This is a genomic window from Cryobacterium sp. TMT1-66-1, assembly GCF_004403435.1.
In the GTDB taxonomy this organism is placed as follows: domain Bacteria; phylum Actinomycetota; class Actinomycetes; order Actinomycetales; family Microbacteriaceae; genus Cryobacterium; species Cryobacterium flavum.
Genome location: NZ_SOGP01000016.1, coordinates 87763 through 109125 on the forward strand (window position 1 = coordinate 87763; position 21363 = coordinate 109125).

Sequence of the window (21363 nt, forward strand, 5' to 3'; positions counted from 1 at the left end):
GGCTGACTCGCGGAAAACCCCGAGTCAGCCGAGAATTTCAGCGCCCGCGGTACTCGTCGAGCAGCTGCGCGCAGCGGATGAAGCCGAGGTGCGAGTAAGCCTGCGGGTGGTTGCCGAGGTGGGTTTCGGTGGCCGGGTCGAACTCTTCGGAGAGCAGACCGGTGGGGCCGGCCAGGGCGATCAGCTGGTTGAACAGCACTTCGGCCTCGTCGATGCGCCCGGTGAGCACGTAGGCCTCGATCAGCCAGGTCGTGCAGATGTGAAAGCCGCCCTCGAGGCCGGGCAGGCCGTCGTCGTAGCGGTAGCGGAACACCGTCGGCCCCACGCGCAGCTCGCGCTCGACCGCGCTCACGGTGAGCTGAAAACGCTCGTCGGTCACGTCGAGCAGGCCGGACAGGCCGATGTGCAGCACGGCGGCGTCCAGGTCGGGGCTGTCGTAGGCCACTGTGTACGACTGGGCTTCCTCACTCCAGCCTTCGCGCAGCACTTCGTCACGAATCGTGGCGGCGAGTTCCACCCAGCCGGCCCCGACGTCCCTGCCGTGCCGCTCGGCGGTGCGGATGGCCCGGTCAACGGTCACCCAGCACATCGTCTTCGTGTAGGTGTGGTGTCGCGGCGAGCGCCGCGCCTCCCAGATGCCATGGTCGGGTTCCTGCCAGCGACTCGTGACGGCGTCGACCATCTCGGTCAGCAGGTGCCACTGAAAGTCCGAGAGCGTTCCCTGCCGGGCGCTCAGCGTGTCGATGAGCTCGGCTACCGGTCCGAACACGTCAATCTGCACCTGATTGTCGGCGGCGTTTCCGATGCGTACCGGGCGCGATCCGGCATAGCCGGGCAGCGATTCGAGACTGGCTTCGGTCGACAGCGATGAGCCCGTGACCGAATAGAGCGGATGCAGCCACTGCGCGCCGGGACTGTCCGCCACGACCCCGGCCAGCCAGCGCAAGAACCCGTCGGCTTCGTCGGTCGATCCCAGGTCGACGAGCGCTTTCACGGTCATCGAGCCGTCACGCAGCCAGCAGTAGCGGTAGTCCCAGTTGCGGGTGCCGCCGATTCCTTCGGGCAGCGACGTCGTCGAGGCGGCGAGCACGGCGCCGGTCGGTTCGTAGCAGAGGGCCCGCAGCACGAGGGCCGAGCGGCCGACGAGAGAGGGCTTCACGCTCGGCAACGACAGGGTGTTCACCCAGGAACGCGAGTCATTCATGACCGCACCGCGCCGGGCGGCCTCGCCGGCGGCATCCGCTGTGTAGGGCTCGGTATCGCCGCAGCGCAGGTTGAGCATGATGGCACCCTGCGAAAGGTCGACGACGGCGGTGGCTGTTTCATTGCGGCCGTCGCTGGTGACGGTGAAGTCGACGCCCGCGGCCGTCAGCACGATCGGGTCGGGGGTTCCGGTGATGGTCACCACACCGTCGGCGGCGTGCATGTTGAAGTAGGCGACGGCGTAGTCGGGGCGCGGTGCGAAGACGATGCGGGCGAGCCCGGTGCCGGTGAGCTTGCGCACGAGGTTGGTGATGCCGAGCGGTGACGGCTCGATGTAGTCGGTGACGGTGACGTCGGCCCAGCGGGTTTCGACGACCATGGTGTTGTCGACGTAGCGCTGGCCGAGCACGCGGCTCTTCTTGACCGGCTCGATCGAGAAGTGTCCGGCCTCTTCGCTGCCGAGGATGCTCGCGAACAGCGAGCCGGAATCGGGCAGCGGATGCGTCATCCAGCAGATGCGCGCTTCCGGCGTCACGAGGGCGGTCGAGGTGCCGTCGCCGAGCATGGAGTGGCGTTCGATGGCCACGACATGCTGGCCGAACAGCCAGTCCTTGCGTAGCTCGAACAGCAGGGCCAGAATCTGGGCGAGCTTTTCGGGGCCGCTGATGCGGTGCGCGGCAACGGATGCGTCGTCACCGATGCGAATGCCGAGGTCGGGGCCGTGCAGGGTATTCATGGCCATTTCGTCGCTCGCCGCGTCGCCGGCGAAGAAGGCCGCGCTGACGCCGAGACGGATGCGGAGCCGGTCGAGGGCGACGCCGGAATCCTGCGACTCATCGGAGGGCTCGGGGGCGTCGAAGAATTCCGAGTCAAACTCGGCGCCGTTCGACCCCACCAGGTGCACCTCGCGGGGCAGTCGGGAATCGGCGGCGAGGTCGCGTAATGGGCGGCCGGACATGACGGCGGTGTGGGTGTTGGGCAGGGCCGCGAGGGCGCGCAAAGCCGTCGCGGATTCTTCCAGCAGCACAGACGGCACATTCGACGCAACGTGGTGCGAGAGGGTGCCACCGTAGTTGCAGGCCACGAGGAGAGAGGGGGTGCGCGCGAGCTGTTGCAGATCCTGCAGTATCTCAGCCGACAGCCCCGTCAGCGTGCGTGGAAGGTTCTTGGAAAGATTCAATCGTTGGGGCATTAGAGGTTCCTTGCAGAAGGGCGTCGGCCGTCAAACCGGTTGCTGGACCTAGGCGACGTTACCATTTGCCATAGGCTGCTCGGCGGCTGACGCACCGTCCGGCGGGCTGTTGTCAGAATCGGGCGGCCCCGCGACCCACTAGCCTGAAGCCACGACCGCACTTTTGGTTGGCAACTTTTCGCCGGGTGGGTGACATGGCAACGAGGTGGGCGCGGTTCGCTCGCGGCTGGCTGACGGCCGTCGTGGCCGTGCTCGTCGCCGCCCTCTCGCACGTGGCCGCTGGCGGCCAGGCGCCCGCGCCGGTCAGCGTCTCGATCGCTCTCGCCTTTGCGGGCATGGTCAGCGTCGCTCTGGCGGGCAAGGAACTCTCCCTGGTGAAGCTCAGTGTGTCTGTGGGGTTCAGCCAGGTGCTGTTCCACCTATTGTTCGGGCTCGGCGGAACGGCCGGCTCCATGACGATGGCCGGGCACCACGGGTCGGCGACCGTGATCGTGGGGGCGGCATCCGCTTCGCCGATCTCGCCTGCGATGGGGTGGATGTGGATTGCCCACGCCCTGGCAGCGATCGTGACGATCGTGGCACTGCGCCGCGGCGAGCGCACCTTCTGGACGCTGGTCGAGCTGGCGCGCACCGCGCTCGTGACCGTGGTCATTGCGCTCGGGCTGGTGCTCGTTCCGCTTCGCGTGGCTCGACTGCGCGCCGCGCTGCACCGCGTGATCGAACCAGTCGACCTGGCCGTGTTGCTGTCGCCGCTGCGACACCGCGGGCCGCCGCGCGCGCTCGCCGGCTTCTAAGCCCTCGCGCCGCGCCTCGCTCGCGGCACGTTAGCGGTCGCATCCGCTCGCGGCACTCGTTTGAGAAGCCGGCACTGGTTTGAACCAGTGCCCCGAGCCCAAACACGTGCCATGACGCACCCATCCTTCTCGCGAACTCCTCGGAGGCACCGCATGCTCTCTTTCCCTGCCCGAAACCGGCTCCTCGCCGGTCTCGGTATCCTCGCGCTCGCCGCAGCGTTCACGATCGGCGGCGTCGCACCGGCCGCGAGCGCGCACGATTCGGTGGCGTCCACCGTGCCGTCCGACACCGAACACGTCGGCCTGGCACCGGCCACCGTGTCGATGCGGTTCACCGACGACATCATGCAGCTCGGCGCGATCATGCTCGTCGTTGATTCAGCGGGCACCGACTGGGGCACCGGCGAACCCGCCCTCGACGGGCCGACGGCCACCCTGGCCGTTGACCCCGCCCTGCCCGACGGCGCCTACCAGGTGCGCTGGCGGGTGGTCTCGGCCGACGGGCACCCCATCTCCGGCACCTTCGACTTTAGTGTCGGCGACGCCAGCGCGGTGGCCACACCGACAACGGACGCCGCCGCTCCCGTTATCACCACCCCGACCGATTCGACCGTGGTCACCACCAACACGGCCGCCAGCACCGGCGGCGGGCTCCCGATCGGCGTCACCGCGCTCATCGGTGCCCTCGTCGGCCTCGGCCTCTTTCTCGGGGTTGTGGCGCTGACGCGCCGTGCAGCATCCGCTCGTCAACGCACAAATCCCCCCACTACAGAAACGACACACTCATGACCTCCACCACACCCCGCCTTCTCATCGTTCCCGCCCTGGGCCTGCTCGCCCTGACCGGTTGCGCCGCCACCACCGACACCGCATCCCCCGACACCGCGGCGACCAGCACGGCAACCGCGGCCGCGAGCCTCACCATCACCGACCCCTGGGTCAAGAGCGCCGAGACCGGAATGAGCGCCGCGTTCGGCACACTCGCGAATGCCAGCGACACCGACATCAACGTGGTCTCGGCCGAATCAACGGCCGCGACCATGATCGAGCTGCACGAGACCGTCGCCGACGACTCCGGTGCCATGGTGATGCAGCAGAAAGAGGGCGGGTTCGTCGTTCCGGCGAACGGCACCTACGAGCTCGCGCCCGGCGCCAACCACCTCATGCTCATGGGCCTCACCGAGCCGATCGTCGCGGGCGCCGAGAACACCTTCACCCTCACCCTGTCCGACGGGTCGACGGTAGAGTTCACCGTCCCGGCCAAGGACTACTCGGGCGCAAACGAGAGCTACGACAAATAATGTTGGTCGATCAGCCTGGTCGTCGCCTCAGCCGGCGTCACCTCCTTGTGGGAGGTGCCAGCAACCCCGGCTGGATGCTTGGCGGCACCGGCTTCGTGCTGCGGCGCATCGCGATGGGTCTCGACAAGTGGGACAAGCTCGATCGGTCCGGGCGGGAGGCATCCGTTGGTCGCACTCTCAGCAACGGCGCGCCGCTGACCGGCACCAACGAAACGGATGCCCCGGATTTTGCCGCGAAGACCGCCATCGGTTTTCCGGTGATCCCGGAGTTCTCGCACCTGCGGCGGGCCCGCAGCGAGAACCCCGACGAACGCATCCTGCGCCGGGGCTACAACTACGACGACGCGCCTACGGGCGGCAGCGTGTCGAACTCCGGCCTGCTCTTCGTCTCTTTTCAAGCGGATATCGACGCCCAGTTCGTGCCTATTCAGCGCCGCATCGACGCCCTCGACCTGCTGAACGTGTGGATCACACCGATCGGCTCGGCCGTCTTCGCCATTCCGCCGGGCTGCGCCGCTGGCGGTTATGTCGGCGACACCCTGTTCTGACCCTGCGGTTGAACCGGCTCGTGGCACGTGTTTAGGAGGTTCGCCCTGGTTTGAACCGGGGCCACCGTCTCAAACACGTGCCACGAGAGCGGATGCCGCGGTGCTGGCCACCGGCATCGGCCGCGTGGGCAGTTAGACGGTTTCGCCCATCGGGAGGTTGCCCTTGCGGGCGTCCAGCTTGCCGAAGTGGGTCTCGAGCAAGCTCTTCATCTTGTGCAGGGCGCCGGTGAGGGCTTCCTCCACGGCGTTGGCGTTCTCGGTGACGACGACCGGGGTTCCGCCGGCCGGGCGAGCTTCGAGGGTGCACTTGATGTCGTCGGTGCTGCTGCGGCCGGCGCTGCCATCGGAGAGGTGAACCTCAACCCGGGTGAGGCGTTCGCCGTAGCGCGCGAGGGACTCTTCGACGATGGTTTCCAGCGCTCCGGCAACCCGCTCGGTGCCGTTGACGTTGCTGTCGGTGTTCACGATGACCTGCATAATCACTCCTCTTAATTGCTGACAACTTCAGGCTACCGCTTGCGGATGCGTGCCCATTGCGAGCCCGTTCGGCACCCACGGCATCCGCTCCCGGCGAATTGCGACCCCACGGCCGGCCTGCGAGACTGGAAGTGATTTTGTTCCCAGTGTGAGGTTTAAACCAGTGAAGATTCTCGTCGGTTTCGCGCCGCAGTCCCTGCGCTGACCCCGTCGAACAGCCTTTCCCGGCTCCGGTGTCAGTTGCCCACGACACCCTTGGAGAATCCTTGGCTAAGCACATCAGCCTCACCGACGTCAGACCGCGCAGTTCCTGCTCGATACAGCGGACGCCCGGGCCGGCTCAGCTGATGCCACCAATACGCTCGAGCGCCGCGCGCATGATCTGTGCCTCCGGCGTCGGCGCCACGTGGTGGTTCGTGTAGATCCCCACCAGCCACTGCAGCACTTCGCTTTCACTCATGGCGACGGCATTCCAGTCCACCCCGGGCTCAGCCGCGGTGCGCGGTTCGCCGGTGAGCGGGTCGAGCCAGGCGCGAGCGATCGGAACGTCGGGGTCGTCGTTGTTCACATTCCAGAGCAGGGCGATCGGATGGTTGTCACCGTCGATGTGCTCGTGGTCGACGCGCCCGGAGCCGAGCCAGGGCAAGGTCAGCAGCTCGCCGATGATGCCAACCTCGATCAGCTCGAGCTGGGTCGGTTCGGTCTCGGGAACGTAGAGGGTGAACCCCTGCTCAAACCACTCGGCGGCCTCGTAGATCGAATCGAGCAGCTCGTCGAGAGCATCGACCTCCTGCACCAGAATGAGCGCCCATTCCAGCAGAATCTGGGTCTGGTCGGCCGGCCACGGACTCTCCATCGGGTCGATCGTGCCGTGAAAGTGAAAGCTCGGGCCGGCTTCGTCGAGCAGCACGTGCAGTTGGCCGCTGTCGTAGTCGATCGACAGGTTGAGCGCTCCGCCCTCGTCGTCGCGGTCGGCGAACAGATCCGGGTGGGCCAGTTCCGGCGGCAGAGTGATCGCTGCGGCGAGTCGGGGGCCCAGATCGAGAACAACGCGAAACTGAACGGTCGGCAGGCGCAGGGTTTCATCCTGCTCGAAGTGCTGGTCTGACATGGTTCGAGTTTATCGACCACCAGCCGCCCTCGACGTGCCGGAAGAGCGTGCCGGTCCAACGCGCATAAGCGGATGCCCGCAAGCTCTCGCGCAGCAGCGGTCGGCGTGGCAGACTGCGGCCTATGGATATCGAGCTGTGGTGGCCCAAGCTGAGTCCGTCAACGCGGGAGTGGCTGATGCAGAACAACGGCGACGCCGTGCCGCCGGCCCTCGTGGCCGAAATCACGAGGGCCGGCGGCGAGGTCGCCACCGATAGTGAGAGTGAACAATCCGGCGTCTATCTGTCGGACGACGACGTCGACTGGATCGAGACGGTCGCCAACGAGGAAGAGCCCACCTGATGCCAAGCCGGAGCGGTTGCGCATCCGCTTGAGTCGGGCGATCAGGGCCACCTAAACTGAGCCCATGCGCACCGCCGGAGTGGACCTCGCCGCCGAGCCCAAAGGCACCGCGCTTGCTGTCATCGACTGGACCGACGCCAGGGCGTTCTTGTCTGAACTGCACCTCGGCGTATCAGACGAGATCATCGTGCGCACGGCGGGCACCGTTGACAAGCTCGGCATCGATTGTGCGTTCGGCTGGCCCGACGAGTTCGTGCAGTTCGTGGTCGGGCATTCCAGCGGCGACCTGCCCGGAGTCGACGGCGGAATGGCCTGGCGACGTACCCTGGCCTACCGCGAAACCGACCGGGAGGTGCGAAAGATCACCGGCCGCTGGCCGCTCAGTGTTTCCACCGACCGGCTCGGACTCACCGCTATGCGCTGCGCCGGCCTGCTTTCCCGAATCTCGGCGGCCGGTATTCCCGTCGACCGGGCCGGTTCCGGAGTTGTCGCAGAAATCTACCCGGGCGCATCGCTTCGCCTGTGGGGGTTCTCGACGACGGGGTACCGCACCGACGCCGCCAGGCGCTCGCACCTCCTGGCCGAGATTCAGGATGCCGCACCCTGGCTCGATCTCGGCCCGCACGCCCCACACATGATCACCTCAGCGGATGCCTTCGACGCCGTGATCGCGGCCCTCGCCGCCCGCAGCGCCGCGCTGGGTCGCTATGAACCGCCGGTGCCGTCCACGCTCGGCCGCGCTCGTCGCGAGGGCTGGATCGTGCTGCCGAACGGCCCTCTCGCCGAGTTATTGCCATCCGCAAGATGACCGCGCCCGAAATCGGTGGCCGCTACGCCGATGGCGCTCGAAGAAGCCGGACTCTCGATCACCGATGTGGAACTGGTCACCCTCGGCAACCCGGACATGCCCACCGCGCTGGCCAACGGCAGCATCGACGCCGCATTCGCATCGGCACCGTTCTGGAACATGCCCGTTGAAGACGGAACCGCGATGAGCCTGTGGACCGCGCCCACCGGGACATCCGGTACCGGGGTCATCTACGGCGGAGACTTCGCAGGATCTGAACTCGCGCAGAAGTTCTTCACCGCACTGACCCGTGGCGCACAGGACCTGCAGGGCGACGACCGGTACACCGACGAGAACCTTGCCATTATTGGTGCCGCGACCGGCCAGACCGCCGAGCAGGTGGCCGCGGTACCGCTGTACCGCAGGCTGCCCGACCTTGCGCCGCTGCCGAAGCAGCTCGCCGCGATGGAACGCATGTGGATGGAACGCGGGGCGATCGTCTCCACCGACCCGATTCCCGAAGCCGACTACGTGGACGCCACGTTCGCGCAGAACTCCTAGTCGATTCCCCGGGCCGTCCAGCCTGATCGGGCACCCCGGGCTGAATCGCCGCGCTCAAAAACACACCTATGGTGGATGGCAACGCCCGCGTCTGACAAAGGAGAAGCCGTATGCCCGAAGCACCCCCTCGAGCGAATGCCTATTTCGAGCCGATCGCGCCCGGCCGCTACCGGCCGACCGAGCATGCCGGCGGCGCCTGGCAGGCCGACGAGATCCACTTCAGCCCTCTCGGCGGCCTGATCGTGCACGCCATCGACCTGCACCGAGCAGCCGAGGCGGGTGGCGCCAACGGCAAGGAGCTCGGGCGTATCAGCTTCGACATTCTGGGCTTCCTTGCCGCCCAGGACTGTGAGGTCCGGGTCGAGACGATCCGTCCCGGCCGCACCATCGAGCTCATCGAGGCGACCGTCATCATCGCCGGCCGACCGGCCGTGCTCGCTCGCGCCTGGTTCATCGCGACCGCCGACACCGCCGCCGTCGCTGGTGGCGGATCGGTCTCCCTACCCGCACCCGACACGGCGACCCCGTGGTCGATGACCGACACCTGGCCGGGAGGGTACGTCGCCTCCCTGGAGACGAAGGCCGTCGCACCTCCCCTACCCGGAGAAACGAGCGCGTGGCTTCGCACCGACATCGCACTCGTCGCGGGCGAGGCAATAAGCCCGCATGCCTCGTTCATCACCCTGGTGGACACCGCCAACGGAATCGCCGTTCGCCAGTCGCCGCTGGACTGGGCGTACCCCAACCTCGACCTCACCATCCACTTTCACCGGCAGCCGACCGGCAAATGGGTGGGGCTGGAGACCACCGTCACCTTCGGGCCGGCCGGCCACGGCATCACCAGCAGCGTGCTCCACGATGAGTCCGGGCCGGTGGGCCGCGCCGAGCAGATCCTGACCGTGCGACCACTGCGCTGACCCGCCCGTTACAGACCTGTGACCGCAGGCTCAGCCAGGATGCCGGTGGCCGGGCAGGTGGGCCCGCTCCCCGTCGTGGTCGAAGATCGTCAGTATTTCCACGGGTCCCTCGTACGCCTCGATGGTGTGCGGGGTCATCGTGGAAAACTCGGCTGCCTGGCCCTCGCGCACGAGGATGGTCCGCTCGCCGAGCCGTAGCTGCACCGTGCCGCTCAGCACCGTGAACCATTCGTAGCCTGGGTGCACCTTCGTCTCGCTGATCATACGGTTGGGCGTGATGCGCATCTTGGCGATCGTGACGCCGCGGCGGTCGCGCTCGCGCGACAGGATCCACAGGGTCGATCCGGCCATCGTCTCCGGCTCCGGGCGGATGAACGGCCTAGCGTAGTAGGCATGACACCGACCCAGACTCCCGCGAACCACTCGCACCACGATCGGCCCGGCCACGGTCCCGCGCTGGGAGATGACAGCAACCTCGCTGAGTTCCAAAACCTCGACGGCGTGCTCGGAGCCCCGGTCCTGGCTGCGGCGCTCAACGCCGCTGCCGGTGCGCTCGGAACCGCTCCCCGAACCGTCGTCGACCTCGGCGCCGGAACAGGAACCGGCACCCTGGCGCTGACGCTGGCGGCGCAGTTTCAAAACGCGCAAATTCACAGCCTCGATGCCTCGCCGTCGATGCTGGACCGGCTAGCCGCAGCAGCGGCGACCGCAGACGTCGACGACCGCATTGAAACGCACGTGGTCGACCTCGACGGCGACTGGCCCGCCGTGCTGCCCCACGAGGCCGACCTTGCGTGGGCTGCGCTGTCACTGCACCATGTGACCGACCCCGCCCGCGTTCTGAGCCAGACGTTTGAGGCCCTGCGACTCGGCGGCGTGCTCGTCGTCACGGAGGTAGCCGGTGTGACGACGTACGACCCCGCCGACCTCGGTACCGGCCGAGCCGGCCTCGGCGAGCGCATCGTCGGGGCGCTCGCCGCTCACGGCTACCCCGTTACCGCCGACTGGACGATCGCCCTGGCCGAGGCCGGGTTCGCCCCGGTCGAGCGTCATGCGTACACATTCACGGCATCCGCCCGCACCACCGACGGCGCTCGCTACCTGGCCTTGCAGCTCACTATGAGCCTGGCTCGTCTAACCGAAGACCTTTCCGCTGACGATCTCACGGCCCTCGACGACGCGATCACCGCCCTCGTGGCAGGAACGTCAGAGGTCGTGATGACGTCAGGGCGCTTCAGCTGGATCGCCGTCCGACCGATTACAACGGGGTCAAACCAGCACGACACCGGCGCGCCGGGAGACAGCCGGTGACCGACACGCTCCAGGCCGATGTCGTTGTGGTCGGAGGCGGCCCGGCTGGCCTCGTGGCCGCGGTCGCACTCGGTCTCTCGCGACGCAGCGTCATCGTCGTAGATACCGGACAACCGCGCAACGCCCCAGCCGATGGCGCCCACAATGTACTCGGTCAGGAAGGCGTCTCCCCCCTGGAGTTGCTCGCCCGCGGGCGCGCCGAGGCCGAGGCCTATGGCGCCCGCATCGTGTCCGGAGTTGCGACCGGCGCGTCCGGAACACTGGACGATTTCACCGTCGAGGCAAACGGCGGAGCGGTTCAGGTTCGCGCGCGTCGCGTGATCCTGGCTACCGGACTCGTCGACGATCTGCCGGCCGTCCCCGGCGTCACCGAGGCCTGGGGCCATGGTGGGCGCCGCGGTACACGGCGACCTCGCCGTCGTCGGCCTCGCGCAGGCCGTGCGGGCGGAGCGCGAACCCTTCTCGGTCGCAAGTGACGCCCGGAACGTCGAGACGGTGCTCGGCGATCGGCGGCACGGGATCTCAGCGTCGCCCCACGACCATCATGGCAACTAACGAACGGGCGTCGCGGCCACCGAATCCGGGCGCCCTCATCTCGCGGGCCCAGTTGAGCCGCTCGTCGGGCACCGTGTTGCCAAAATCGCCATCTGAGAAAAACGAAACCCCCTACTCCCCAGTGAAACACTGGGATGTAGGGGGTTTTTCGTGGCGGTACCGGTGGGATTTGAACCCAAAGTCCCGCCCAGTCATAGCCTCACGCACGGTGAAGATGCCCGTGAAATCAACGGTTTCGGGTCACCCTAACGTCTCGTGAATCACCTCGAATTTTTTGAAGTGTGGGCAGAATGTGGGCACGCGCCTTTTGAACGCCCGAGCGCAGGGATTTCCCAGCACGCGCCGCCATGTGCACTTACGGCCGTTCAATCAAGGCGCGCGACTCTGATCCTCCTCCACTATCAAATCGATCGCTCTCACCGTGCGGTGCATCACGTCAAAAACCGCGCCCCCTCCCCGACCAAACATTAACGTTAGGGTTATTTCAGCGGGAACGATCGCATGACGCGTGAGATCGCTCCCACGAGTCGTTCTGTCGATCGAACAGAGCCTAGGTCGCCCCCTTCCTCGGAGCATGACGAGCGTGATCAGAGCAAGAACATATCTCTTCTTAGAGAGCGTTGCGATTACCGCGACCAGGGCCACAGTCAGTATCCACCACGGCGCCCCGCCGCTATCGAGTGCTGTCTCCGGCACTCCAGCAGCACTTCAGCCAGTCCTTACGGCGGATATCGCCTCTGCGCAATTGATGTTGGCCAAACACAACGAGGTGACCGCCTACGTTGACGCGCTCGCCACAGTGCCGACGTCGACCTGCACCTTCTCCAGCACGCGCGCGACGCAGAGAGCACCCAAGCGTCAAATCTCAGGCTGCCAGAAGACTCGCTGACGGCTGGGGTTCATGGCCTGCCGATTCGCGCTACGCAGTGCGGTAGCGAAACGAATTCGCGGGAAACGACTTTCACAGTCATTTTCCCTCACTTCTGAGCTCCTACTCCTGAGCGGTGTGGGAGGGTGATTATTCTTGACGGCCCGGGTTTACCCCGTGCTCAATGTTTCGGGACCGAGTCTCCGGGCGAGTCCTGATTGCGTCTTTGACGGATTCGTTGGATGATTTCGATTCCTAAACACCCTGGGATTGCTACGCCAATGGCTACGGCTAGGAGGTCACCGGTTGGAAGCTCGAGGTCGAAGAAATCGCGAATGATGGGCACTGTGAGACAGGCGAGCAATCCGAGGTACATGCTCGCGAGGATCAGTGCTCGCCATCGGTTTAATGGTCGAATCAGTGCGGCCAACACCCATAGGCCCGCCAGGGATACAGCGATGAAGGATGCTGTTTGGGCGGCGTCCTGCGTATTGCCGACGGTGATACGCGAGTATGCGTCCACGCCCAAAATCACCACGCTGATGACGACTCCAGCGGGAATGGAAAATGCCAACGATCGTCGCAGGAATCCTGGGACGTACCTGCGCTGGTTGGGCAGAAGCGCCAGGAAGAACGCGGGGATGCCAATCGTCAGCCCATCGGCGGCGGACAGTTGGCGGGGCAAGAAGGGGAATTCCCAGAGGAGTAGGCCGAAGGCCAAGGCGAGCAGTATGGCGTACGCGGTTTTCGTCAGGAAGAGTTTAGAGACCAGCTCCACGTTTGCGATCACCCGTCGTCCTTCGGCCACCACTTTGGGCAGGTGGGAGAACGCGCCATCGAGCAGCACCAGCCGCGACACCGCTTTCGTGGCGTCAGCTCCGGATCCCATAGCAATTCCGATGTCCGCTTGTTTGAGCGCGAGGGCATCGTTCACTCCGTCGCCCGTCATCGCCACGACATGCCCGCGTCGTTGCAAGGCGATGACCATGTCTCTTTTCTGGGTCGGAGTGACTCTGCCGAACACGTGGTGTTGTTCGAGCACTTCCCCCATCGATGCCAAGTCCTCGGGCAATGTCCGGGCATCGTAGCCATCGCCCTCGAATTGCAGGCCGACTGCGCGGGCGACAGCCGCTACCGTAAGCGGATTGTCGCCAGAGATCACTCGAAGGCCGACCCCCTGTTCTTGGAAGTAGCTCAGAGTCTGCGCAGCATCGGGACGCACCTTTTCCCGAAATGTGACGATTGCGACCGCGCGTAAGCCATCAGGTAGCCGTTCCTGTGCAGCCTCGGACACGTTCATCGGATGGAGGGTGTGGGCCAGTACCAGCGTCCGCATGCCCTCACCGGCGAGTCCCGCCGCGGTGCGCAAGACCGCGACGGCGTCGGGAACAGAGGTGTTCAGAATCATTTCCGGAGCTCCGAGTACCCATGTTCCCGCGGCGTCCTCGGCGTCGAATGCGACGGATCCCCACTTTCGCCTCGAGTTAAAGGGCACTACGGTCAGGGGTCGTAGCCCCCCCCCCCCCCNCCCCCCCCCCCCCCGCATCGTCGAACTCAACGGTCAAGGCACGGGCTGTGGCGTTAGCGCTGACGTCCGCGCCGAACCACCCGAAAACCTGACGCCACCGGGGAACTGATGAGACCTGAATTTCCAGTACGGCGTCGAAGACTATGGCCCCTTCGGTGAGCGTGCCCGTCTTATCCAGGCAGACCACGTCGACCCGTGCAAGACCCTCCACGGCCGGTAGCTCCTGGACTAGGACTTGGCTGCGTGCCAGTTTCACGGCCGCCAGCGCAAAGGTGACGCTCGTAATCAGTACCAGGCCCTGGGGAATCATACTGATTGTGCTGGCCGTGGCGCTGACCACGCCCTGTCGCCAGGTGCCGGTCTCGATCGCCTGAGTCCACCCTCCCAGCGCCTTCATCTGACCATTGACGACCAACGCGGTGAGCGGAACGAGAGCCCAACTGACCCACCGAATTATGCGATTTAGCCCATTGCGCAGCTCCATGTTAACCAAGGAAAACTGCTTCGCCTCCCTCGTCAGCTGATTGGCAAAGGAGTCCGCGCCGACGCGCACGACTCTGGCACGGCCGTACCCCGCCACCACAGCCGAACCGGACAGCACGTCCCCCTGCACAGTCAGCGCGACCGGGTCCGCTTCCCCCGTCAACAGGGATTGATCAATTTCGAGGGCGTCTGCTTGCAAAATAGTGGCGTCGGCGGAAACTTGATCTCCGGCGCGCAACACCAAGACATCGTCCAACACAACGTCCGCAACAGCAATCTCCGCCACGCGTCCCTCTCTCAACACGCGTGCGTGCGGTGCGTGGAGGAAGGTGAGCTTGTCGAGTGTGCGTTTTGCACGGTATTCCTGAACGACACCGATGAGCACATTGGCAATGACCGCAAGTCCAAAAAGTGAGTCCTGCCACTGCCCTAGTGCGAGCAGGAGGATGAAGCATCCGCCCACGATCGCGTTGAACAAGGTGAAGAGATTGCCGCGCAGAATGTGCCACAGGCTCCGGCTTGAATCCGCAGCCACCCGGTTGTCCAAGCCCGCCTCAACCCGAAGCCTCACCTCGTTCTCACTCAGACCGACGTCGGGCAGGCGCTTCGCGTCGAGGACGGGAAGCGCCTGCCGCGCCGCTTGCAACGTCCGCTCCCGGGCTGCCGTTCGTTCTGTCATCCGTTCTGCACACCTCCAATCAAGCGGCTGGAACTATCGAGCAGGCTCAGTGAATTATGGAACCAGAATGATGCTGAATGTGAGATTAAAAGCGCTCACAGAATGACTTTGCGTGCCGTCGCAGTGAACTTTCTAAGAGGATAGCCAAGTATGGGATTGTCACTGTGACCGTGAAGCCGCCTTGTGGCTGATTCTCAAGGTGAACCGTGCCGTTCGCCCGTGAAACGATCGCCGAAACGATGGAGAGGCCCAGGCCGCTCCCACCGGTGCCGCCCCGTTGCGCGTCCGGGCGGGTGAATCGGTCGAAGGCGATGCTGATGAACTCTTCGGCCATCCCAGGGCCGGTGTCCTCAACGGATAGGCGAAGCCCGTTCTGGTCCTGCTGCAGCCGTGCTCGTATTTCTCCTGATTCCGGAGCTGCCCGGAGCGCGTTGCTGATCAGGTTGTCGATTACCTGGGCAAAGTGCGTGGCGGAAATTGGAAAGGACAAGTTGTCTATTGCCTCATCGACGTCAAATTCGACCGTGATGGCTTTATCCAGCGCGAGGAGCCGTGCCCTGTCCGACGCTGCGACGAATTCCACCACGAGTGACTTCCCGGGCGTGAACTGGGTTTCGTGACCCGCTTCGAGCGTGGACAGCGTGAGGAGGTTCGTCGCCAAACGGGAGAGACGATCGACAGAACTTTCGGCCAATTGTAGGTCCCTGCTGAGGGCACTCGCGTTGCCGTCACTTAAATGGGCGAGCTCGAGCTGGATTTTGAGCAGAGCGATCGGTGTTCGCAGTTCATGACTAGCATCGGAAACCATCTGCTTTTCTCGCGCAGACGTCTCCCGAACGCTCGCGATGAAGTCGTTCAGAGTGAGGGCCAGGGCGGCCAATTCGTCCCGCGCCGGACCCACGGGCAACGGTTCAGATGATCCACTGGCACGGAGAGTCTCGGCGCGCTGGCGCATTCGCGCAACCGGCCGAAGCGCCGCAGTGGTCAATAGCCAGGAAGCCAGTCCGAATCCTATGAGGAGCACAACGGCGCCGAGGATCAGAACTCTCGTCACATTCTCGACAACGAGCGCCGTCAATCGCTGATCTCGCGTTGCCACGACGTGCCAATCCCCGGTCGGGGTTGTGACCGTTCGAACGATGACGAGGTAGTTCGAGTGTGACTGGGTGATGAAGTGTGATCCGTCGCCCAGCCTCGTCAGCCCCGTCAGCCGGCCGAATAATTTGTCGGGAATGTTGCTGACCTTAACGGTTCGTGCTGGATTCACGACCGCAACGTGTTGCTCTCCAGCCGGTGGGTCGATTTGATCTGGATGGGTTGTGATGCGGTCAGGTAGGGAGTACTCGCGTCGTACAGCAGCTTCTTATCGGCAGCAATTTGCACCTGTTCCATCTGCAGCCGAAAGGCAAAGGTCGCGGCGGTCAGTAGCACAGCGGCAACCAGAACACTTCCAATGGTTATTTTCCATCGGATTGACAGCCGCCTCAACCAATTCACTCGTTGACCTTCGCCAGGTAGCCGACACCGCGAACCGTGACAATTGCAACGTTGCTATCTCGTGCCGCCAGCTTCTTGCGGAGCGTGCTGACGTATTGCTCGACGATGTTGGCGTCGATGTGCGTCGCGGTCCCCCAGACGGATTCGAGGATCTCCTGCCGCGTCATGGGCTCACCGAGTTGCGTGATCAATCCCCGCAGCAACGTGAACTCATTAGGGCTGAGCGCAAGGGACTCTTCCCCAACCTGCCCTTTTCGCGACTGGGAGTCCAGTGTCACGTCGCCAGCTGTGACCTTGATCCACTGCTCGGCCGGGTCTCGCCGGATGAGCGCTCTGATCCTCGCGGACAGCTCGGCGAAGCTGAACGGTTTCGTGAGATGGTCGTCCGCGCCGGCATCCAACCCGGTCACCCGATCGTCGACAGCATCACGGGCGGTGAGCAGAAGCACCGGCATCGTGCTGCCCGTCTGTCGGACACGTCGGCAGATTTCAAACCCCGACATGTACGGGAGCATCACGTCGACAACGGCTACGGCAAATTGGCCGTTCGCCAGATTTATGAGCGCGTCCACACCGTTGTCCACGAGCACCGTCTCGTACCCTTCGGCGTGCATACCGCGCTCGAGCGCGAGCCCCATCTGGGCATCATCTTCGACGATGAGGATCGATTTCACGAGTGATTCTTTTCCTAACGTACGCGCGCGGGGCAAACGGATCATGGCGTCCTGCTTCATAAAACTAGGTCATGGGCACTTCTCGGAGCCGCCCGGCGACTCAAAGTACGCCTTTCCTGTACAGAGTTTCAACCAATTTCCCGTGATCTACCGGCTCGGCGTTATCTCCGCCGCTAAGGATGGATCTATGACAGTCACGCTCACTCGGATGCCCGCTGCAGTCGAGCCAGTCTCGACCCGACGGGGTGCTCGGTGGCGTCTGCCGATCGGCCTGGGACTCTTCGGGTTCCTGGCCTCGTTTGCGGGCTCGTGGATCCCGTCCTTCTGGGGGGACGAAGCGGCGAGCGTGATGTCGGCTGAGCGCACGCTGCCGTCCCTGTTCGGAATGCTGAAAAACGTCGACGCCGTGCACGGCTTCTACTACCTCTTCCTGCACTTTTGGATTCAGGCGTTTGGCCCGTCCGAGCTTTCGGTACGGCTGCCCAGTGCGATCGCCGTGGGCTTCGTCGTGGCCGGGACGTTTGTCCTGGGACGGATGTTGTTCACCCGAAATGTGGGCATTGCCGCCGCCCGGATCTGCGCTGTGCTCCCGCGGACCAGCTACATGGGAGCGGATGCCCGCTCTTACGCATTCTCAACCGCGATCGCGGTCTGGATCACGGTCCTATTCCTGATGCTCCTGCGGAACAAGTTCAGCTCGACAGTGTCACGGAGGCTGGCGTGGCTCGGTTACGCGGTGGCTGTCACCATCGGAATCTATCTATTCCTGTATCTCGGACTGCTTCTATTCGTGCACGGAGTCTTCCTCGACACGGCGCGGTCATATCGCCACCACCAGAAGTATTGGTTAGGGGCCGCCGCCCTCGCCGTGACCCTTGCTATCCCGATCCTTGCAATCGGTTACTCGCAACGAGGTCAAATAGCATTTCTGGCTCATGCCCCGAATGTGCGCGAACTCGTCCAACGTATCCAGACCGCGTTACGTGGACGGGTGGCGGAAATCGTTTTCGTCGATGACTCGAACGATGACACGCCTACTGTCATTGGGCAAGTTGCTGCCGAGGCAGAGATTCCTGTCCGCCTCATCCGCCGTGATCAACCCGTTGGCGGGCCGTCCGGAGCAGTTCTTGTCGGTCTGGCGGAGTCCACCAGCGACTGGTGCATCGTGATGGACGGCGACTTGCAGCATCCACCGGAAGTGATCCCGGTGCTTCTGAGCTCGGGCATTGACCAGGATCCGGACATCGTGGTCGCATCTCGTCACGTCAACGGCGGATCGTCTGAGGGGCTGAGTGGGCGGCTGCGACATCTGGTGTCCGCTTCGGCGACCGTGCTCGTTCGAGCTATGTTCCCGACGAGGCTTCGTAATTGCACCGATCCGATGACCGGATTCTTCGCCATCAGACGGTGCGCTGTCGACCTCGATTCGCTCAGACCCCGCGGGTTCAAAATTCTCCTCGGAATCCTCGCCCACAACACCATCACCGTCATCGAGGAACCATTCGTGTTCGGTCACCGTCACGCTGGTGAGTCGAACGCGGTCAACAAGGTCAAGCCCCAGGAGAATGACCCGGCAATTTGGTAACCCTGATAGACGATAAAGATCAGCAAGAAAGCGATCATCCACGGGTAAGCCCAGAGCTGATCGCGAAGAACAGCCCAGACCAGGACCACCTTCACTAAGCCGTGCAAGAGGAGGTAGATCGCACCGAATAATGCTGCTGACAGGTTGAGGCTGCTCGTCAGATCTATCAATGAGTTCGCGATCAGGTCGTGTGGATCTTCGGCGATTTCGTGTTGGGTCAGAAAGCGCGCAATGGCGCCGATCTGAGCGGGAGAGATGACCAGCGGCAGGATGCCCCCGATGAGTTCGAGGACACCATCTAAGCCTTTGAGGATGAGGCTGATGAAAAATGTTCGATCAAGCAGGGTTAGCGCTGTCTCTGGTGTGTTCACAATCATCCCTTCAAGTAACTCTTGTTACAGTAGCTTTTGTGACGAAGAATATTAGTTGGGTGTTGATACTTATTCAGTTGCCATCGGAGCCTTCCCGGCACCGGGTCGCTGTCTGGCGGGAACTGCGAAAAGCCGGCGCGGTGCCTGTATCGCCGGGCACCTGGGCGCTCCCGGCCGGACCCACCTTTCAACCCGCACTGGATCGGGCGGGTGAGTTGGCCCGCAAAGGGGCCGGCACCTTCGCCGTGATCGACGCTTCTCCGCGGGACGACGCCTCCACCAACCTGATCCGTGATGCCTTCGCCGCCGCCCGGGTTGACGAGTGGACCGAATTCGTGGCCGATTGCGGGAAGTTTGACGCCGAGATCGCACGCGAGATCGCCAAGGCAAAATTCACCTTCGGAGAGCTGGAAGAGGAAGAACAGAGCCTCGACCGGCTGAGGCGCTGGTTTCGCGACTTGAAGAAGCGCGATGTCCTCGCACTGCCCGAGGCCACGTCCGCCGAAGAGCACCTTCGAACCTGCGAGAGCGTGCTCGACGGGTACGCCGAACGGGTGTATCAAGTCATGCGCGGGAGCACCCCGGCAATCGACACGCCCCCCGAATCTGCGAAAACCGGAACTGCCCGATGAGCGCGTTCCCGGCTTCCTCCGATCCCCGCGCTCGCCTAGCACGTCTGCCCCAGCTGCGACGGTGGATCAGCCTGTCGTTACTCCTGGTGCTGGTCACTCTGATCCTGGGTTTCGCGGTCAAACTGAATCCCCGCCTGTCCGGAGCAGAATTTCGCATCAACGAGCTGCTGAGCCGGGATCACCTCGCTGTTGGAAATACGATCGCCTTGACGATCAACGCAGTGTTGTCCCCGCCGGGGATCATCCTCATCCTGCTCGTGCTGTTCGCTTTCCTCCTAATCGTGCGTCGCTCGCCGGTGAACGCGTTCGCCGTCACGTTCGCTATTGCGATCTATTTCATTGCCCGCGGTACTCGCGGGGCTACTCCGGCGGCGATCATCGGGCTCGGCTTCGCGCTCCTCGTCGCAGGCTCTCGCCTCTATCTGGGCGTGCACTACCCCAGCGACGTTCTCGGATCCTTCCTCGTTGCGCCCGCCGCTATCTGCATCTACACCGGATTGTGGACCCAATACGGGATGCGCATACTGAACTGGATACCATTTTTGGATCGCATCGGTCCGATCCCGCCAACGCCGCAGCCACGCGGCCGTCCTGCAACACGGCCCTCGGCGCCGGAAACGCGCTGATGACCGGCGGTACACCCACCACTGTCGGCCCATCGCCGACCCGCGGGGTCGTTGCTCCCTTATACCTGGCTGGTTTCACGACCGCGTTCGGCGCGCACGGAATCGCCGCCGCGCTCGGCGTCGAAACCGGCGACATCGGACTGAGCATCCTCACCTTCGGGATTCTCCTGGCCGTCTACGATCTGGCCGAAGTGGTCCTGAAGCCCGTCTTCGGCTCCCTCAGCGACCGGATCGGCGCCAAACCCGTGATCGTCGGCGGCCTGATCGCTTTCGCCGCCGCGTCGTTCTTCGGAATCTTCGCGGGCACCCCAATTCTGCTGGGCATTGCTCGCCTCGGCCAAGGAGCGGCAGCAGCAGCATTCTCGCCGGCATCATCGGCCGCCGTCGCCCGACTAGCCGGCCCCGGTGCCGTGGGACGATACTTCGGCAAGTACGGCTCATGGAAAGGTCTCGGCTATGCCCTGGGCCCCCTGATCGGTGCCGCATTGATCGGGCTAGATGGCCTCCGCGCACTGTTCATCGCACTGACGATCCTCGCCGCCGCGACCGCAATATGGGTCATCGTCGCTGTCCCACGCCTCCCCATCCTGCCCCGCCCCCGATACACGCTAAAGGATCTGGTCAAGCAGACCGTCGACCGGTCCTTCCTCATCCCGACACTCGTACTCGCGGCCAGCACCGGCGCTCTCGGTGTCGCGGTCGGATTCCTCCCTCTGCTTGGAACCACGCTCCACCTCGGGCTATTTGGCAGTATGGCTGCGGTGACCGTGCTCGCCATCGCCTCCACGCTCACTCAGCCTTCCGTGGGCCGGCTCCGCGACAACGGCCGCATCAGCACACGAACAGGTACCACGGCCGGCCTCCTGCTGATCGCTATTGGAATCGGTGCACTCGCTGTTATCCCCACGCCGGCCACCCTCTACCTCGCCGCACTAACCATCGGCACGGGGATCGGTGTGGCTACCCCGCTAGCATTCGCACACCTAGCCGCCACCACACCAGCCGAGCGGATGGGACGCACGATGGGCAACGCCGAACTCGGTCGCGAAGTCGGCGACGCCGGAGGCCCCCTCCTCGTCGGCGCGGTAGCGAGCACCATAACCCTGGGTGCGGGGCTAGGTCTGCTCGCTATCCTCACGGTCGGAGTTGCCACCCTCAGCGGCATCACCCTGCGCACCAACACCACCCACGCAAGACGTCAACCTGTGTAAGTCAGTAACGGCGACAGCGCCAGCTAGCGACCTCAGAACGCCGCCAAATAGCGCCAAAGACCACATACACGCATCGATGGGCGTGGGTGCTCCATGGACGGTCGTCTGCGG

23 protein-coding genes and 1 pseudogene are annotated in these 21363 nt (G+C 64.3%); 14 read left to right on the forward strand and 10 right to left on the reverse strand.

What is annotated here, in order from left to right; translation table 11 throughout:
- Positions 1-37: 37 nt before the first annotated feature.
- Positions 38-2395, reverse strand: coding sequence for a trehalase-like domain-containing protein (locus tag E3T29_RS11435; RefSeq protein ID WP_134345527.1), 2358 nt, complete (start codon positions 2393-2395; stop codon positions 38-40).
- 194 nt (positions 2396-2589) lie between these two features.
- Here E3T29_RS11435 and E3T29_RS11440 point away from each other — a divergent pair, with 194 nt between their 5' ends.
- From E3T29_RS11440 to E3T29_RS11455, 4 genes and pseudogenes are all read left to right on the forward strand, one after another.
- Entirely contained in the window at positions 2590-3189 is a 600-nt protein-coding gene (locus E3T29_RS11440) for a hypothetical protein (RefSeq protein ID WP_134345528.1), read from the forward strand.
- Between the two features lie 153 nt (positions 3190-3342).
- Positions 3343-3978: a copper resistance CopC family protein gene (locus tag E3T29_RS11445; protein ID WP_166789953.1), complete on the forward strand. Its 636-nt coding sequence runs from the start codon at positions 3343-3345 to the stop codon at positions 3976-3978.
- Positions 3975-4490, forward strand: a complete 516-nt coding sequence (locus E3T29_RS11450) for a copper chaperone PCu(A)C (protein WP_134345530.1) — start codon at positions 3975-3977, stop codon at positions 4488-4490. Before E3T29_RS11445 ends, E3T29_RS11450 begins: the two co-directional genes overlap by 4 nt.
- Before the next feature lie 14 nt (positions 4491-4504).
- Positions 4505-5038, forward strand: a pseudogene (locus E3T29_RS11455) (Dyp-type peroxidase); the annotation flags it as partial.
- A gap of 132 nt (positions 5039-5170) precedes the next feature.
- On the opposite strand, the gene E3T29_RS11460 reads toward E3T29_RS11455, so the two are convergent.
- A complete protein-coding gene (locus tag E3T29_RS11460) occupies positions 5171-5515 on the reverse strand; it encodes an HPF/RaiA family ribosome-associated protein (protein WP_134345532.1) in 345 nt (114 codons plus the stop codon).
- 340 nt (positions 5516-5855) lie between these two features.
- The gene (locus E3T29_RS11465) at positions 5856-6626 is read right to left on the reverse strand and encodes a hypothetical protein (protein ID WP_134345533.1); all 771 of its coding nucleotides are present in this window, start codon (positions 6624-6626) and stop codon (positions 5856-5858) included.
- Between the two features lie 122 nt (positions 6627-6748).
- Here E3T29_RS11465 and E3T29_RS11470 point away from each other — a divergent pair, with 122 nt between their 5' ends.
- The 4 genes from E3T29_RS11470 (at position 6749) to E3T29_RS11485 (ending at position 9232) form a co-directional block, all read left to right on the forward strand.
- On the forward strand, positions 6749-6967 hold the full coding sequence (locus E3T29_RS11470) for a hypothetical protein (protein ID WP_134345534.1): 219 nt from the start codon (positions 6749-6751) through the stop codon (positions 6965-6967).
- A 64-nt stretch (positions 6968-7031) separates the two neighbouring features.
- Complete coding sequence (locus E3T29_RS11475) at positions 7032-7775, forward strand: DUF429 domain-containing protein (protein ID WP_134345535.1); 744 nt, start codon at positions 7032-7034, stop codon at positions 7773-7775.
- A 30-nt stretch (positions 7776-7805) separates the two neighbouring features.
- Positions 7806-8315, forward strand: a complete 510-nt coding sequence (locus E3T29_RS11480; protein ID WP_134345536.1) for an ABC transporter substrate-binding protein — start codon at positions 7806-7808, stop codon at positions 8313-8315.
- Between the two features lie 110 nt (positions 8316-8425).
- A complete protein-coding gene (locus E3T29_RS11485) occupies positions 8426-9232 on the forward strand; it encodes a thioesterase family protein (protein ID WP_134345537.1) in 807 nt (268 codons plus the stop codon).
- Positions 9233-9262: 30 nt separating this feature from the next.
- Here the strand turns inward: E3T29_RS11485 and E3T29_RS11490 are convergent, their stop codons facing one another.
- A complete protein-coding gene (locus E3T29_RS11490; RefSeq protein ID WP_370449158.1) occupies positions 9263-9583 on the reverse strand; it encodes a cupin domain-containing protein in 321 nt (106 codons plus the stop codon).
- Between the two features lie 42 nt (positions 9584-9625).
- Here E3T29_RS11490 and E3T29_RS11495 point away from each other — a divergent pair, with 42 nt between their 5' ends.
- Together E3T29_RS11495 and E3T29_RS11500 are read left to right on the forward strand one after the other, a co-directional pair.
- Positions 9626-10543 carry a trans-aconitate 2-methyltransferase gene (locus E3T29_RS11495; RefSeq protein WP_134345538.1) on the forward strand — a complete coding sequence of 306 codons (918 nt, stop codon included), beginning with the start codon at positions 9626-9628 and terminating at the stop codon, positions 10541-10543.
- A complete protein-coding gene (locus E3T29_RS11500; RefSeq protein WP_134345539.1) occupies positions 10540-11019 on the forward strand; it encodes an FAD-dependent oxidoreductase in 480 nt (159 codons plus the stop codon). The genes E3T29_RS11495 and E3T29_RS11500 overlap by 4 nt, the downstream gene beginning before the upstream one ends.
- Before the next feature lie 1128 nt (positions 11020-12147).
- Here the strand turns inward: E3T29_RS11500 and E3T29_RS20280 are convergent.
- The 5 genes from E3T29_RS20280 to E3T29_RS11515 all read right to left on the reverse strand — a co-directional run bounded on the left by E3T29_RS20280 (position 12148) and on the right by E3T29_RS11515 (position 16887).
- Positions 12148-13374 carry an HAD-IC family P-type ATPase gene (locus E3T29_RS20280; RefSeq protein WP_241987777.1) on the reverse strand — a complete coding sequence of 409 codons (1227 nt, stop codon included), beginning with the start codon at positions 13372-13374 and terminating at the stop codon, positions 12148-12150.
- Positions 13375-13450: 76 nt separating this feature from the next.
- A complete protein-coding gene (locus tag E3T29_RS20285; RefSeq protein WP_241987778.1) occupies positions 13451-14656 on the reverse strand; it encodes a hypothetical protein in 1206 nt (401 codons plus the stop codon).
- Positions 14657-14741: 85 nt separating this feature from the next.
- Positions 14742-15923 (reverse strand): cell wall metabolism sensor histidine kinase WalK, encoded by a 1182-nt coding sequence (locus E3T29_RS11510; RefSeq protein WP_134345540.1) that lies wholly within the window; start codon positions 15921-15923, stop codon positions 14742-14744.
- Positions 15920-16087, reverse strand: a complete 168-nt coding sequence (locus tag E3T29_RS19675) for a hypothetical protein (RefSeq protein WP_166789954.1) — start codon at positions 16085-16087, stop codon at positions 15920-15922. The genes E3T29_RS11510 and E3T29_RS19675 overlap by 4 nt, the downstream gene beginning before the upstream one ends.
- A 62-nt stretch (positions 16088-16149) precedes the next feature.
- The gene (locus tag E3T29_RS11515; protein ID WP_241987779.1) at positions 16150-16887 is read right to left on the reverse strand and encodes a response regulator transcription factor; all 738 of its coding nucleotides are present in this window, start codon (positions 16885-16887) and stop codon (positions 16150-16152) included.
- A 127-nt stretch (positions 16888-17014) separates the two neighbouring features.
- On the opposite strand from E3T29_RS11515, the gene E3T29_RS11520 reads away from it, so the two are divergent.
- Entirely contained in the window at positions 17015-18412 is a 1398-nt protein-coding gene (locus E3T29_RS11520; protein WP_166792389.1) for a glycosyltransferase, read from the forward strand.
- On the opposite strand, the gene E3T29_RS11525 is transcribed toward E3T29_RS11520, so the two are convergent.
- Entirely contained in the window at positions 18346-18783 is a 438-nt protein-coding gene (locus tag E3T29_RS11525) for a DUF2127 domain-containing protein (protein ID WP_166789956.1), read from the reverse strand. The genes E3T29_RS11520 and E3T29_RS11525 overlap by 67 nt on opposite strands.
- Before the next feature lie 38 nt (positions 18784-18821).
- On the opposite strand from E3T29_RS11525, the gene E3T29_RS11530 reads away from it, so the two are divergent.
- From E3T29_RS11530 to E3T29_RS11540, 3 genes are read left to right on the forward strand one after another with little or no spacing between them, the layout of a single operon-like run.
- Positions 18822-19415: a Chromate resistance protein ChrB gene (locus E3T29_RS11530; protein ID WP_198417753.1), complete on the forward strand. Its 594-nt coding sequence runs from the start codon at positions 18822-18824 to the stop codon at positions 19413-19415.
- On the forward strand, positions 19412-20041 hold the full coding sequence (locus E3T29_RS11535; RefSeq protein ID WP_134345543.1) for a phosphatase PAP2 family protein: 630 nt from the start codon (positions 19412-19414) through the stop codon (positions 20039-20041). Before E3T29_RS11530 ends, E3T29_RS11535 begins: the two co-directional genes overlap by 4 nt.
- A complete protein-coding gene (locus E3T29_RS11540; RefSeq protein WP_134345544.1) occupies positions 20041-21252 on the forward strand; it encodes an MFS transporter in 1212 nt (403 codons plus the stop codon). Before E3T29_RS11535 ends, E3T29_RS11540 begins: the two co-directional genes overlap by 1 nt.
- The last annotated feature ends 111 nt before the right edge of the window (positions 21253-21363 follow it).